General features: G+C 69.5%; 13 protein-coding genes. 9 read left to right on the top strand and 4 right to left on the bottom strand.

The features are described from left to right. Positions 1-23 precede the first annotated feature (23 nt). The 4 genes from ACIBL3_RS27325 to ACIBL3_RS27340 all read left to right on the top strand — a co-directional run bounded on the left by ACIBL3_RS27325 (position 24) and on the right by ACIBL3_RS27340 (position 5,085). A complete protein-coding gene (locus ACIBL3_RS27325; RefSeq protein WP_396356443.1) occupies positions 24-1,664 on the top strand; it encodes an NAD-binding protein in 1,641 nt (546 codons plus the stop codon). 53 nt (positions 1,665-1,717) lie between these two features. Continuing rightward, positions 1,718-2,677, top strand: a complete 960-nt coding sequence (locus ACIBL3_RS27330) for a tetratricopeptide repeat protein (protein ID WP_396356444.1) — start codon at positions 1,718-1,720, stop codon at positions 2,675-2,677. A 118-nt stretch (positions 2,678-2,795) separates the two neighbouring features. Next, positions 2,796-3,680 (top strand): MurR/RpiR family transcriptional regulator, encoded by an 885-nt coding sequence (locus ACIBL3_RS27335; protein ID WP_396356445.1) that lies wholly within the window; start codon positions 2,796-2,798, stop codon positions 3,678-3,680. A 31-nt stretch (positions 3,681-3,711) separates the two neighbouring features. Next, positions 3,712-5,085 carry a hypothetical protein gene (locus tag ACIBL3_RS27340; RefSeq protein WP_396356446.1) on the top strand — a complete coding sequence of 458 codons (1,374 nt, stop codon included), beginning with the start codon at positions 3,712-3,714 and terminating at the stop codon, positions 5,083-5,085. On the opposite strand, the gene ACIBL3_RS27345 is transcribed toward ACIBL3_RS27340, so the two are convergent. After that, complete coding sequence (locus ACIBL3_RS27345) at positions 5,066-6,256, bottom strand: citrate/2-methylcitrate synthase (protein WP_396356447.1); 1,191 nt, start codon at positions 6,254-6,256, stop codon at positions 5,066-5,068. The two genes, ACIBL3_RS27340 and ACIBL3_RS27345, sit on opposite strands and share 20 nt — an antisense overlap. A gap of 73 nt (positions 6,257-6,329) precedes the next feature. Here ACIBL3_RS27345 and ACIBL3_RS27350 point away from each other — a divergent pair, with 73 nt between their 5' ends. Then, positions 6,330-7,472, top strand: a complete 1,143-nt coding sequence (locus tag ACIBL3_RS27350; protein WP_396356448.1) for a citrate/2-methylcitrate synthase — start codon at positions 6,330-6,332, stop codon at positions 7,470-7,472. Here ACIBL3_RS27350 and ACIBL3_RS27355 read toward each other — a convergent pair. Continuing rightward, positions 7,456-8,898 carry a flavin-containing monooxygenase gene (locus ACIBL3_RS27355; RefSeq protein WP_396356449.1) on the bottom strand — a complete coding sequence of 481 codons (1,443 nt, stop codon included), beginning with the start codon at positions 8,896-8,898 and terminating at the stop codon, positions 7,456-7,458. The two genes, ACIBL3_RS27350 and ACIBL3_RS27355, sit on opposite strands and share 17 nt — an antisense overlap. Positions 8,899-8,978: 80 nt before the next feature. On the opposite strand from ACIBL3_RS27355, the gene ACIBL3_RS27360 reads away from it, so the two are divergent. The 3 genes from ACIBL3_RS27360 (at position 8,979) to ACIBL3_RS27370 (ending at position 11,108) form a co-directional block, all read left to right on the top strand. After that, positions 8,979-9,347 carry an alpha-isopropylmalate synthase regulatory domain-containing protein gene (locus ACIBL3_RS27360; protein WP_396356450.1) on the top strand — a complete coding sequence of 123 codons (369 nt, stop codon included), beginning with the start codon at positions 8,979-8,981 and terminating at the stop codon, positions 9,345-9,347. A gap of 87 nt (positions 9,348-9,434) precedes the next feature. After that, positions 9,435-9,806 carry a YciI family protein gene (locus tag ACIBL3_RS27365; RefSeq protein WP_396356451.1) on the top strand — a complete coding sequence of 124 codons (372 nt, stop codon included), beginning with the start codon at positions 9,435-9,437 and terminating at the stop codon, positions 9,804-9,806. Between the two features lie 21 nt (positions 9,807-9,827). Beyond that, entirely contained in the window at positions 9,828-11,108 is a 1,281-nt protein-coding gene (locus ACIBL3_RS27370) for an RNA polymerase sigma factor (protein ID WP_396356452.1), read from the top strand. Here the strand turns inward: ACIBL3_RS27370 and ACIBL3_RS27375 are convergent. Next, positions 11,071-12,024 (bottom strand): sigma-70 family RNA polymerase sigma factor, encoded by a 954-nt coding sequence (locus ACIBL3_RS27375; protein WP_396356453.1) that lies wholly within the window; start codon positions 12,022-12,024, stop codon positions 11,071-11,073. The two genes, ACIBL3_RS27370 and ACIBL3_RS27375, sit on opposite strands and share 38 nt — an antisense overlap. Then, positions 12,008-12,910, bottom strand: coding sequence for an alpha/beta hydrolase (locus ACIBL3_RS27380; protein WP_396356454.1), 903 nt, complete (start codon positions 12,908-12,910; stop codon positions 12,008-12,010). Before ACIBL3_RS27380 ends, ACIBL3_RS27375 begins: the two co-directional genes overlap by 17 nt. Positions 12,911-13,009: 99 nt before the next feature. On the opposite strand from ACIBL3_RS27380, the gene ACIBL3_RS27385 reads away from it, so the two are divergent. Then, complete coding sequence (locus ACIBL3_RS27385) at positions 13,010-13,393, top strand: DUF4870 domain-containing protein (RefSeq protein WP_396356457.1); 384 nt, start codon at positions 13,010-13,012, stop codon at positions 13,391-13,393. Positions 13,394-13,435: the final 42 nt, after the last annotated feature.

Here is a 13,435-nt window from a genome sequence, read left to right on the forward strand (position 1 = left end):
CCGCCTCGCTCGACGAGCGGGGCGTGGTCGTCTGCGGTTCGGATCGCACCATGCTGCGGGTCGTCACCGAGCTGGTCGGCTCCGGCGAACAGGTCACCGCGATCGTCAACCCCGCGTCCCGGCACTACGAACGGATCGGCGAGCTCGGCGCGAACGTGCTGGGCGTCCGCGTCATCAGCGAAGCGCTGCTCCGGCGCGCCGGGGTCGACGCGAAGGACGGGAAGCCGTCGACCGCGCGTGCCCTGGTGCTGCTGGACAACGACGACGTGCACAACGTCCACACCGCGCTGACCGCGCGGGACATGGATCCGGACCTGCGCATCGTCGTACAGATGGTCAATCCCCGATTGGGGGCGCAGTTGCACAGCCTGCTCGGCGACTGCGTGGTGATCTCGGGTCCGTCGCTCGCGGCGCCGGCGTTCGTGTCGGATGCGCTGGAGGACGACGAGCTCACCTGGCTCGACCTCGGCGGGCGCCGGCTGGTCGCGGGTCAGGCGGATCTGATCCGCGATCCGCATCTCGCCGTACTGGCCGACACGACCTCGTCGGCGACCCCGGAGTTGTTGCCGGCCTTCAGTGACGACCCGACCGGCGACATCGTGCTCGGCACCGGCGTCCGCAGCGTGTGGCGGACCAGGGACGTACGGCGAGCTGGCTGGCTGATGGCGATGCGCGACGTCTTCGATCGCCGGGTACGGCGGATCGCCGCCGTGATGCTGTTCCTCGTCCTGGCCGGGACGGTGCTGACGCACTACATCGCGAAGATCGACTGGTTGCGGGCGCTCTACCTGGCCGCGGGTGCGGTGACGTCGGCCGGGATCGAGGACGATACGTTCTCCGAGGCGGAGCCGTGGGCGAAGGTGGCCGCCGTACTCGTGCAGCTGACCGGCATCGTGCTGATGGCGCTGCTCACCGCGGTCGTCGTCGACTCGCTGATCGGCGCCCGGCTGTCGCGGGTGATCGGCGGTGTCCGCGGCCGGCCACGCAACCATGTCGTCGTCTGCGGTCTCGGTACGGTCGGTGCGCGCGTACTGGAGATCCTCGCCGAGCGTGGTGTCGCGGTGGTCGGGGTGGAGCACAATGAGGACGCGCCCGGTGTCCAGACCGCGCACCGGCTGCGGATCCCCGTGGTGATCGGGGACAGCAGCAACGAGGAGACGCTGCGGTCGGCCGGCGTCCAGCGATGTCAGTCGGTGCTCGCGATCACCAACGGCGACATCACCAACCTGGAGTCCGCGATGGTCGTCCGCGAGCTGAATCCGGAGGCGCGGATCACGATGCGGATGTTCGACCACGACCTGGCCGAGCGGGTCGAGCGGCGGCTGGGGCTCGGGCACAGCCGCTCGGTGTCGATGCTGGTCGCGCCGGCGATCGCGGCGGCGGTGGCGAACCGGCGCAGCCAGGTCACCGTGCCGGCCGGTCGTCGCGTCCTGCTGCTCACCGAGGTCACCGTCGAGCCGGGCTCGGTCGCGGGCGGGCTGCGGCTGGGCGAGCTGGATGAGGCCGGCGGTCTGCGGGTACTGGCCCGCCGGGACGGGACCGCCTGGGACTGGTCCCCGGCGGTGAAGGGCGAGATCCTCCAACCGGGCGACCGGATCGCCGTCGCCGGCACCCGCAGCGGCCTGGCAAGGTTGCTCCTGGCGACCCGGGCACAACACGCCTAGACCGCGTCGGGGAGGATGGACCTTGTGAACGTGAACGGAATGCGAGGGCAGTCGTGAGTCAGTCGAACTTCTCCCGTCCTGGGGCGATCGATCTGTCGTCCCTGCGCAGGCCCCCGGCGCCGGGCGGACCCGCTGGGGCTCCCGCCGCGCCCGGTGCTGCGGCCGGCGCGCCGCCCGCAGGTGGCGCCTCCGGGTCGTACGTGCTCAACGTGAGCGAGCCGACCTTCCAGGCCGACGTGATCGAGCGGTCGCTCCAGGTCCCGGTGGTGGTCGAGTTCTGGTCGCCGCGGTCCCCGGCCTCGACCGCGCTCAGCCAGATGCTGGCCAAGCTCTCCACCGAGTACGCCGGCAAGTTCCTGCTGGCCCGGATCGACATCGACGCGAACCCGCAGCTGGCCCAGGCGGTCGGAGTGCAGTCGGTTCCGCTGGTGATCGCCGTACTGCGGGGTCAGGTGGTCCCGCTGTTCCAGGGCGCGCCCGCGGAAGCCGAGGCCCGGCAGTACTTCGACCAGCTGCTCCAGGTGGCGGTCGCCAACGGCATCAGCGGTCGGGCCGAGCCGGTCGGGCCGGCGGCGGAGTCGCCGGAAGAGGAAGAGCCGGCGCCGAACCCGCGGTACGAGCAGGCGGAGAACGCGGTCGGCGCGGGTGACCTGGACGGCGCGATCGCGGCGTACGAGGAGCTGCTGAAGGAGACCCCGAACGACGCCGAGGCGAAGTCCGGCCTGGCTCGCGTGCAGCTGGTCAAGCGCACCCAGGACGTCCCGGGGGACGTCCGGACGCGTGCGGCCGACAACCCCGGCGACGTCGAGGCGCAGCAGTTGGTCGCCGACGTCGACCTGATGGGCGGTCACGTCGAGGACGCCTTCAACCGGCTGATCACCACCATCCAGGTGACCGCGGGCGACGAGCGCAACGCCGTCCGGCTGCACCTGCTGGAGCTCTTCGAGGTCGTCGGCGCCGACGACGAGCGCGTGATCAAGGCGCGTCGGCGGTTGATGGCCGCTCTGTTCTGACGACTCAGTCGCGATTCGACCCCCTTGGCCGTCGGCCGAGGGGGTCTTTTCGTGTGTCCGCTCCCGGCCGGGTGTGAACTCTTGCAATTCTTGCTCTCGCGGTTTGAGAATAATTCACATGAGCGTGAGTGGTGTCGTCGCGTCGCCCAGCCTGGAAGCCCGGATCAACGGGCTGCTGCCGGCGCTCAGCCCGGCCCAGGCGCGGATCGCGACCGAGGTACTGCGGGATCCCGCCGGGGTCGCGTCGTCGACGATCGGCCAGCTCGCCGCCCGCTGCGGGACGTCGCTGCCGAGCGTGACCCGGTTCTGCCTGGCGCTCGGCCTGTCCGGGTACGCCGAGCTCCGACTGGCGCTCGCGGCCGAGACCGGACGGACGAGCAGCAGCTGGGAGCGGGGGACCGGCGCCGAGGTCGGGCCGGACGACTCACTCGAGGATGTCCTGCGCACCCTGCTGCAGGCCGACACCCGCGCGCTCGAGGACACGGTCGCGTCGATCGACGTGAACGCGCTCGGCCGGGCAGTGCAGGCGATCTCCGACGCGCGTCGGATCGACATGTACGCCGTGTCCGGGTCGGCGTCGGTCGCCGAGGACCTGCGGTTGCGGCTGCACCGGATCGACCGCGCTGCCAGCACGTGGAGCGACGTACACAACGCGTTGACCAGCGCGGCGCTGCTCGGGCCCGGTGATGTCGCGATCGGCATCTCGCACAGCGGCGAGACGGTGGAGGTGCTGGAGCCGTTGCAGCGGGCGGGTCGTGGTGGTGCGACGACCGTTGCCGTGACCAACTATCCGCGGTCGCCGCTGGCGTTGTGCGCGGACGTCGTACTGCTGACCGCCGCTCGTGACGTCACCTTCCGGACCGGCGGGATGTCGGCCCGCCATGTGCAGATGCTCGTTCTCGACGCCCTCTATCTCGGGGTCGCGCAACGCGACTACCCGCTGGCCGAACAGGCCTTCGACGCGACCGCCGAGGCCGTCGCGTCGCACCGCAAACGGCCCTGAGCTTTCGACCCACCCGCCCGTGAGGAGAACCATGCAGAGCCCCCACCGCATCCTTGGTCCCAGCCGTCGCGCCTTGCTGCTCGGCGCCGGGGCCACCGCTTTGACCGCCGCCGCTTCTCCTGGGACGGCTGCCGCCACGTCCAGTGCGTCCGGCGCCTCGACCGCCGCCGTTGCGGTGCCGTCGCCGGACGACCTGCCGCTGACCGGTGGGCCGGAGTTCCCGATCGGGTTGTTCTGGCCGCCGCACCCGTACGCGAGCACCGCCGAGCGGTACGCCGAGATCAAGGCAGCCGGCTTCGACTTCGTCATCTCCGGCAACTACGCCGGCGACGGCAACATCTTCCGGTACCAGCTCGACCTGGCCCGCACCGCCGGGCTGCAGATGCTGATCTCGGACGACATCCAGATCCGGAACATGTCCCGCTGGTTCTCGATCTCCGACAACCCCGCCGACTTCCTCAGCGTCACCCCGGCCGAGGCGCAGGCGCTCTACATCCGCGCCCGGGACGCCTACGGCCCGTTCTCGTCACTGGCCGGTTTCAACCTGTACGACGAGCCGGGCGCCGGCTGGTTCGGCACGCTGGCCCGGGCGGTCGCGGTGTCGCGTGAGCTGGCCCCGCAACTGCTCCCGTACATCAACCTGTTCCCGTCCGACGACCCGGCGTACTACCGCAGCTTCGTCGACGCGGTGAAGCCGTCGCTGATCTCGTTCGACCGGTACCCGCTGCTGTCGCAGGGCCGTGAGGACGGGAACTACTTCCACAATTGGGCGATCGTGCGGGACGCGGCCCTGCACGGCGACATCCCGGCCTGGGTGTTCATCCAGACCCTTGCCTATGACAACCATCGGGAGCCGACCGCGGCCGAGCTGCTCTGGCAGGTCAACATCAGCCTGGCCTACGGCGCGAAGGGCATCCAGTACTTCACCTACTGGACTCCGGAGGCGGCGCGCGGCGAGGGGTTCGGGCCGGCGCTGATCACGGTCGACGGCCGGCGCACACCCCGGTACGCCGCCGCGCGCACGATCAACACCACCTGGCTGCACCAGGTCGGTCGCGAGCTCAAGCCGCTCGTGTCCGAGTCCGTCGTGCACGCCAACGAGACCCCACTCCCGAACGGCACCGTCGGATTCGCGCCTACGGGGTTGATCTCCGCCGTCTCCGGATCGGCCGTCGTGCTGGGGACTTTCGCTGCGCGGGACGGCTCGGCCGATCGATGGGTGCTGGTCGCCAACCGGTCGCATTCTCTGGATGCTCGAACCACTGTCACGCCCAACCCGGGCGGGGTCTCCTCGGTCGGCGTCTTCGACCCCCGCACTCAGACCTATGCCGGCCGCAGTGCCAGTCCGGTCCCGCTGAAGCTGGCCCCTGGCGCCGCCACCCTGCTCAAGCTTCAAGCCCGCTGACCCCGGTGTAGATGCCGAGAGCCCGGAACCGCAGCGCCGGCGCCGCGTACTCCTCCAGCGCGTGCGCGGTCCATCCGACGATCCGCGCGAGCGCGAACACCGCGTCGCCGGCGTCTGCCCGGAACTCGAAGGCGTGCATCATCGCGGCGATGGCCAGATCGCTGTTCGGGAACGCAGTCAGCCGCGCGCTCAGCACCTGGATCGTCTCGACGATCGGGTGATCGCCGAGCAGGGTGAGCAGCACCTCGGCGCGCGGATCGCGGTTCTGGTAGATCCGGTGCCCGAAGCCTGGCACCGGCTCTCCCGAACGAAGCTGGTCGGACAACGCCTGCAGTGGATCGCGCTGGGCCTTCTCGAGGAACTCGAACGCCAGCGTCGGCGCGGCGCCGTGGTACTGCCCGTCCAAAGCGCCGAGTCCCGCCGACACCACGGCGTACAGATTCGCGCGAGCACTAGCCGCCACCCGAGCCGCAACAGTCGACACAGCCAGCCCATGGTCAGCCAGCAAGATCAGCGCCGCCTCCAGCACCTCCGGCCCCACCGCCTCCCGCGCTTCCGGGTGCGGGGTTCGCTGTGCGAGCTTCGGCCATAGCCGCCTGCCGAGGGACCGCTCGGCTACGACCGGCCCGGGGAGTGCAGCTGTCAGGACGCCCATCAAGTTCTCCGCAGCCAGGATCACCGACCGCGGTGTGAGGTCGAACCGCATCGGATCAGCCGCTCCCAGTGCGGCGACCGCCACCCGCAGCCGGTCTGTCAGCCGCGCAGAGTCCGGCAGCACGTTCATGGCTGACCTGGCCAGCAGCACCGAGTCCCGCGACACGGGGAACGGCTGCCGATCGGTCAGCTCACCGGTCCACAGCAGGTGCGCCACCGACTCGGCCGACTGGCTGGTCGCAAGCTCACGCACGGAATGCCCGCAGTAGTACAGCTCGTCGTCCTTCAGCAACGTCAGCTCGGTCTCGATCTGCTCGACCACCCCGGAGTGCTCCACCGACTTGCTCGCCAGCCGCTCGACGTCGGCTGCCGCGAACAAGCTGCCGCGCCGCCCCCGCGCCCGCACGCTCGTCAGCAACCCCCGGCTGACGTAGGCGTAGATCGTCTCCGGCTTGACCTTCAGCCGCCGGGCGACCTCCGCCGTCGTCAGGTAATTCTCGTCACTCTGCGGGCCCATCCAGCGCTCCTCCGAGCTTCATGTTGACTGGATCAATATTGACAACCATTGATCTCCTGTCAACTCTGAAGATATGTCAACCACGATCAATGTTCCGCCCGGCCTGCGCAACGTCGTCGTCACCGAGACGACCCTCGGCGACGTCCGCGGTGACGAAGGGTTCTACCACTACCGCGAGTACTCGGCGATCGACCTCGCCAAGTCGAAGACGCTCGAAGACGTCTGGTTCCTGATGTTCGAGGGCCGGCTCCCGACCGCCGCCGAGCGGGACCGCTTCGTCGCCGAGCTCGCGCCGCTGCGGGTGCTCCCGGACGAGGTTCGCGCCGTCCTGCCCGCGATCGCGACCGCCGGCCCGGTGTTCAACCCGCTCGCCGGTCTCCGCACCGTCCTGTCGCTCCTGGCCGCCGTACGGCGTCTCCCGCCGCTGTGGGACGCGGATCCGGTACGGCGGAAGGCCGACGCGATGCTGGTGTGCGCAGTGACGCCGACGATCCTGGCCGCGCTGTACCGCCTCCGGGAGGGGCACGAGCCGCTGGAGCCACGCGCCGACCTCACCGCCGCGGCGAACTGGCTCTACCTGGTGACCGGCGTCGAACCGACCGCCATACAGGCCACTGCCATCGAGCACTACCTCGTGGCCACCGTCGACCACGGGTTCAACGCATCGACGTTCACTGCACGGGTGATCGCGTCGACCGGTGCCGACGTGGTGTCCGCCATCGCCGGTGCGATCGGAGCCTTCTCCGGACCCCTGCACGGCGGCGCACCGGACCGGGCGCTGGCCAGCCTGGACGAGATCGGTACACCGGACCGGATCGACGCGTGGGTGCGCGCGAAGGTGTCGGCGGGGGACCGGATCATGGGGTTCGGGCATGCGGTCTACCGGACCGAGGACCCGCGGTCGCTGATGCTGCGTGACATCGCCCGCGGACTGGGCGGAGACCTGGTGGACTTCGCCACCACGGTCGAGCAGCGCATCGTCGACGTACTCGCCGAACTGAAGCCTGGCCGCAACCTCTACGCCAATGTGGAGTTCTACGCCGGCGTGGTGATGGAGCTGTGCGGCCTGCCGCGGGCGATGTTCACCCCCACCTTCGCCGTCAGCCGCGTGATCGGCTGGTCCGCCAACATTCTCGAACAGTCCACCGATCCCAAGATCATCCGCCCCATCGCAACCTACGTCGGCCCGCAGCCCTCGGTCAGGCTGCCGGTTTGAACTGCATCGCGTCGTCGGTGATGGGGCCGAAGCGGAGGAGCACCAGGTCTCGGGGGTAGTTCTGGCGGAGGCGCCAAGGGCCGTGGGTGCCTTGGCGAGGCAGGATGGACGCGGCTCGCTGGATGTAGCCGGAGGAGAGATCGACGACCGGGCGGCGTGGGGCGTCGTACTCCGACTGGTCGATCTCGGGCACGCAGATGCTGTTGCCGGTGGCGGTGAGGTGGTTGAGCAGGCGGCAGACGTACTGCGACGTCAGGTCGGAGCGGAGGGTCCACGAGTTGTTGGTGTAGCCGATGCACCAGGCGAGGTTGGGCACTCCGCTCAGCATCATTCCCTTGTAGACAAAGGTGTCGTGCGGATCCACTGCCTGCCCGTCCACCGTCAGCTGGATCTTGCCGAGAGCAACCATGCGCAGTCCGGTCGCGGTGACGATCACGTCGGCTGCCAGCTCCTGACCGGACCGCAGTCGCAGACCGGTCGGCGTCAAGGTCTCGATCTCGTCGGTGACCACGGTGGCCGAGCCCTTGCGCAGTACCTTGAACAGGTCGGCGTCTGGGACCAGACACAGCCTCTGGTCCCACGGCTTGTAGCGCGGGGTGAAGTGCGGGTCCACGGGGATCGAGTCCGGCAGTTGCTTGGCCACTGTGTTGTTGAGGAACCGCGCAGCCTGCGCCGGCCACTTCCGAAAGGCGCTGTACACCGCTGAACTGAAGGCGACGTTCTTGCCTCGGATCACTCGGTGCGCAAGCCTTTCCGGCAGTACGGCGCGCAGCCGGTCGGACAACGCGTCGTGCGCGGGCCTCGACGCGACATAGCTCGGTGAGCGCTGCAGCATCGTCACGTGCTCCGCCGTACGCGCCATGGCGGGCACGAGCGTCACAGCCGTCGCTCCGCTGCCGATCACGACCACTCGCTTCCCCGAGTAGTCCAGGTCCTCCGGCCAGTGCTGCGGATGCACGATCTGGCCCTCGAACTCGCTCTGCCCCGGGAAGTCGACCACATAGCCCGAGTCGTAGTCGTAGTACCCACTGCACACGTACAGGAACGAGCACGTGTACGACGCCTTGGTCGTCTCCACAGTCCACCGCGCATCGGTCGACGACCACGACGCCCGTACGACGCGCTCGCCGAAGCGGATGTGCTTGTCGATGCCGTACGTGACCGCGGTCTCGTGCAGGTAGTCCAGGATCGACGGACCGTCCGCGATCGCCTTGGCTGCCTTCCACGGGTGAAACGGGAAGCCGAGCGTGAACATGTCGGAGTCCGACCGGACCCCGGGATACCGGAACAGGTCCCAGGTCCCGCCAATGCTGTCCCGCGCCTCGAGAATCGCGTACGACCGCCCCTGACTCTGCGTCTGCAGCCGGTAACCCGCACCGATACCGGAGAGTCCGGCGCCAACCACGAGAACATCCAGGTGCTCCACAAAGGCCTCCTGGGCCGCCGCGTTTATGCTTTCGATGACAGTACCGATCCTGGCTTTGCTGGACATCGAGGGGGGATCGCATGACGTCCACCGGCTGGCGGCTCGACGCAATCACGTACTCCGGGGGCACGCAGGACGGGCCGCGCGCCACCGTGAAGCTCTTCAAGTCCGGAGAACCGGTGCAAGCCGAGGGTTCTGGCACCGGGCTGATCGACGCGGTCTGCAGTTCGATCTCGCAGGCAACGGGAGTGGAGGCACGGGTCGTCGCGTTCCGGGCGTACTCGGTCGGCCCGGGCAGTGCGGCGGTCGGAGAGGTCGAGCTCGAGGTGGAGTTGCCGCGCCGCAGGCTTGCGGTCCGGGCGTCGTCCACCGACGTCGTGGAGGCTGCCGGGCTGGCCCTGATCGCGGCCCTGAACCAGTACAACGCGGAGCCGCCGCCACGAGGCTGAGGAAAGTTCTCGCCAGGGTTGTCGATTCCGTCGGGGATCGATCGTCAGGACGATGTCCAGTAGAAGCTCTAGGCAAGGGAGCCGGAGATGGCGCAGTACATGTTCCTGCTGTTCGACAGCGAAGAGTGGTACGACAACATCACGCCTGAGGAGTGGCAGCAGGCGATGAAGCTGCACGGCGCGTTCTCGGAGGCAGTGGAGAAGGCGGGCGCGCGGATCCTCGGTGGCGAGGCGCTGGAGCGGTCGAGCACCGCGAGCACGGTGCGGCAGCGCGAGGGCGCCGAGCCGCTGGTCACCGACGGGCCGTTCATCGAGACCAAGGAAGCCCTCGGAGGCTTCTACGTGATCGAGGCGCGCGACCTCGACCAGGCGCTCGAGCTCGCCAAGATCTGCCCGTCGGGGAACGTCGAGGTCCGCCCCGTGATGCCGACCTCGGGCGACGCCCAGCCGCCGGCGTGACGCAGCCGGCCTGAGACCGACATGGCGCGGCAGCCGGGTATCCCGACGGACCTCTCACCGTCGGCGTACCCGCCTGCGCCGGTCGAGGTGGCCCGGGTCGTGGACCGGGCGCACCGGGAGAGCTGGTCCACGGTGCTCGTGTCGGTGGTGCGGCTGACGCGGGACCTGGATCTGGCCGAGGACTGCACGCAGGACGCGTTCGTCCAGGCGCTGCGGACCTGGCCGGACGGCATCCCCGCGAACCCGGGTGGCTGGCTGACCACAGTCGCGCGGCGGCTCGCCCTCGACCGGATGCGGCGGGAGACGAACCTGCGGCGGAAGCTTCCGTTGCTGGTCGAGGATCCGGTCGCGCCGGACGACGTGGAGCAGCCGACGGATCCGCTGCGTCTGGTGTTCACCTGCTGCCACCCGGCGCTGGCGCGGGACTCGCAGGTGGCGTTGACGTTGCGGCTGATCTGCGGCCTGACCACGCGCGAGGTGGCGGCCGGGCTGCTGATCAGTGAGCCGACGGCGGCTGCGCGGATCACCCGGGCGAAGAAGAAGATCGCGGCGGCCTCGATCCCGTACCGGATCCCGGCCGACGAGGAGTTGCCGGCGCGACTGGACGCCGTACTGACAGTGGTGCACCTGGTCTACACGGCCGGGCATGTGGCGGCTGGGTCCGAGCTGACGCGGACGGACCTGACCGGGCGAGCTGTCGAGTTGGCGCGGTTGCTGGTGCGGTTGATGCCGAACGAGGCGGAGCCGCAGGCGTTGCTGGGGTTGCTGTTGATGACGGAAGCGCGTGGGGACGCGCGCGTGACCGAGGACGGCGAGTTGGTGCTGCTGGCCGATCAGGACCGGTCGCGGTGGGACATCCGCCTGCTGGCGGAAGGTGTGTCGCGGGCAACGGCCGCCCTGGAACGGGGACAGGGGCGGTTCGCGCTGCAGGCAGCCGTGGCAGGGCTGCACGTGACCGCGCCGTCGTGGGAGAAGACGGACTGGCGTCAGGTCGTGCGGATGTACGACGCGATGATGATCAGCTGGCCGACGCCGATCGTCGCGCTCAACCGGGCCGCCGCCCGCAGCCTCGTCCCAGGCGCCGACCTCGATCACGTCCTCGCCGAGCTAGATGCCCTCGGCAACGAGCATGCGCTGAAGTCGTACGCTTACCTGCCCGCTGCCCGGGCCGACGTCCTGGCCCGCCTCGGCCGAGTGACCGAAGCAGCCGACGCGTACCGCCTCGCCATCACCCTCACAGCGAACGAGACCGAACGCCGCTTCCTCAGCCACCGCCTGGCGGCAACTGAAGTGGCAGGCTGAATCTGGTCAGGAGTTCGGGCTCGTTGAAGACGTAGATGTGCGTCAGACCCGTGGGCGTAGGAGTGAGTACGGCGAGACCGAAAGCCTGGTGTGTCCCGGTGGCGTCTCGGACGTAGGCAGCCGCGGCCGGCTGGCCGTTGGCCGTCGTACTGATCATGCGCCAGTCGCCTGGGGAGCCGACGGCCTGTTCCAGCAGGCGCAGACAAGTGACGCGGCCGGCGAACCAGGTGGTGGTGCCGACCAACTCGATGGCTGCGTCCGCCCGGAGGGCACGTTCGAGCGCCGCGACGTCGGCCTTCTCGAAGCCTTCGATGTAGGTGTCGAGCAGCGCCCGGGCCTGTGGGTCGGTCGGTTCGATGACCGACGAGCGATCCGGTGCAGCCTCGTCCAGGCGTGCCCGGGCCCGTTGGAGGGTGCTCTTCACCGCCGCGACCGTGGTGTCGAGCATGACCGCGACCTCCGCCGCCGGGAACGCGAGCACCTCGCGCAGGATCAGTACGGCGCGCTGCCTCGGCGCAAGGTGCTGCAACGCCGCAATGAGCGCCAACCGAAGGCTCTCCCGCCCGGTCACCACCAGCTCCGGATCCAGCGAGTCCGGAAGCGGCTCGACCCACGCGACGTCGGTCGGCGACGCGGGACCGGTCGGGTCGTCGCCGGGCGCGCCGAGGCCGGACGGCAGCGCCCGCCTGCCGCGCTGTTCGAGCGCGGTCAGGCAGGCGTTGGTCGCGATCCGGTACAGCCAGACACGCAGCGACGACCGCCCCTCGAAGGACGAGTACGAGCGCCACGCCCGCAGGTACGTCTCCTGGACAAGATCCTCGGCCTCGTCCACCGACGCGAGCATCCGGTAGCAATGCGCCAGCAGTTCCTTCCGGAACGGCTCGGTACGGCGCTCGAACTCAGACCTGCCCGTCATCACGCCTACCTGTGTACAGCAGGTGCGGCCGAACCCACTCCGCCAGCCGCCGGATCGCGTCGTCGGCCTCCGGCGCCCGCCCCGCCGCCATCTGGAACGTGTGCTGCATCTCCGGAAACACATCGACCCGTACGTCGACCCCGGCCGAGCGAGCGTGTGAGGCAAGCAGGTGCGCGTCGTCCAGCAGCACCTCGTGCCCGCCCACCTGGATGTAGATCGGCCCGAACCCGGCCAGCTTCCCGTACAGCGGGTTGGCCAGCGGATCCCGCCGATCCCCATCCGGCCCGAGGAACGTGTCCACCAGCCCACGCACAAGCTCCCGGTGGAAGAACGCGTCCCGCTTCCGGTTGGCGTCGTACGACGAACCACTCACCTCCATGTCCACCCACGGCGAGATCGCCAGCGTGGCAACCGGCAATGGCAGCCCAAGCTCCCGGGCTCGCAGCTGCGTGGTAATCGCGAGCCCGCCCCCGCACGAGTCACCGCAGAACGCGACCGCCTCGACCCCTTGCTCCAGCAGCCATTGGTACGCCGCGACCGCATCCTCGACCTGAGCCGGATGCATGTGCTCAGGCGCCAGTCGATAGTCGAAGACCAGCGCCCGCGCCCCGACCGCCCGAGCCAGGTGCCCGAACAGCTTCCGGTGCGAGTACCGCGACCCGCTGATGAACCCGCCACCGTGCATGCACAGCAGCACCCGGTCCGGCGGTGCATCCTTCGGCACGACCCACAGCGCGGGCAGTTCCGCGACCGCGAGGTAGTCCACACCCGGCGGCTCGCTGGTCAGCCCCGCCCACGCGTGGTCCCCGGTCTCCCGGTCCGGCGCCTGTGCGAGGCGGGCCGCCTTCCAGTGCCGTCGTACCGCCTCTGACTCCTTGCTCGGCATCCTCGCCGCCCTTCCGTCGACAAACCGTTCGGCATACAGACCGGTGTGCGGCCGGAAAGGAATCGGTGACCGGGATTGCGCGACATGCTTGACTGGAGTATGAGTGCGCCTGGAGCCGGGCCGCCGCTGTCGGCCTCGGAAGAACGGACGTGGGGGATGGTTGCCCACGTCGGCGTGTTGGTCGCGGCCTGGTTCGCGATGGGATTCCTGTGCCCGCTGGTGATCTGGCTGGTGTACCGGTCCCGGTCCGACTTCGTCCGGCGGCACGCGCTGGAGTCGCTGAACTTCCAGCTGTCGCTGCTGATCTACACCGCGATCGCGGTGGTGCTGATCCTGATCACGTTCGGCCTGGGCGTGCTGATCATCATCCCGCTGGTGCTGATCGGCGCGGTCGCGGCGCTGGTGGCGATCGTCCTGGCCACCATGGCCGCATCGAGCGGCCGCGAATACCGCTACCCGCTGACGATCCGCCTGGTGCGCTAATCCAGTTGGCCCGCCCCGACCGGGTTTGGCAGAGTTCGCCGG

Origin of the sequence: Kribbella sp. NPDC050124 (assembly GCF_044460355.1) — a bacterium.
Lineage (GTDB): Bacteria > Actinomycetota > Actinomycetes > Propionibacteriales > Kribbellaceae > Kribbella.

Excerpts from the sequence above, each read along its gene's own strand:
- ACIBL3_RS27380 (WP_396356454.1), bottom strand. The coding sequence starts at position 12,910 with ATGCCGAGCAAGGAGTCAGAGGCGGTACGACGGCACTGGAAGGCGGCC.
- ACIBL3_RS27340 (WP_396356446.1), top strand. The coding sequence starts at position 3,712 with ATGCAGAGCCCCCACCGCATCCTTGGTCCCAGCCGTCGCGCCTTGCTG.
- ACIBL3_RS27345 (WP_396356447.1), bottom strand. The coding sequence starts at position 6,256 with ATGGGCCCGCAGAGTGACGAGAATTACCTGACGACGGCGGAGGTCGCC.
- ACIBL3_RS27335 (WP_396356445.1), top strand. The coding sequence starts at position 2,796 with ATGAGCGTGAGTGGTGTCGTCGCGTCGCCCAGCCTGGAAGCCCGGATC.
- ACIBL3_RS27385 (WP_396356457.1), top strand. The coding sequence starts at position 13,010 with ATGAGTGCGCCTGGAGCCGGGCCGCCGCTGTCGGCCTCGGAAGAACGG.
- ACIBL3_RS27360 (WP_396356450.1), top strand. The coding sequence starts at position 8,979 with ATGACGTCCACCGGCTGGCGGCTCGACGCAATCACGTACTCCGGGGGC.
- ACIBL3_RS27370 (WP_396356452.1), top strand. The coding sequence starts at position 9,828 with ATGGCGCGGCAGCCGGGTATCCCGACGGACCTCTCACCGTCGGCGTAC.
- ACIBL3_RS27365 (WP_396356451.1), top strand. The coding sequence starts at position 9,435 with ATGGCGCAGTACATGTTCCTGCTGTTCGACAGCGAAGAGTGGTACGAC.
- ACIBL3_RS27350 (WP_396356448.1), top strand. The coding sequence starts at position 6,330 with ATGTCAACCACGATCAATGTTCCGCCCGGCCTGCGCAACGTCGTCGTC.
- ACIBL3_RS27375 (WP_396356453.1), bottom strand. The coding sequence starts at position 12,024 with ATGACGGGCAGGTCTGAGTTCGAGCGCCGTACCGAGCCGTTCCGGAAG.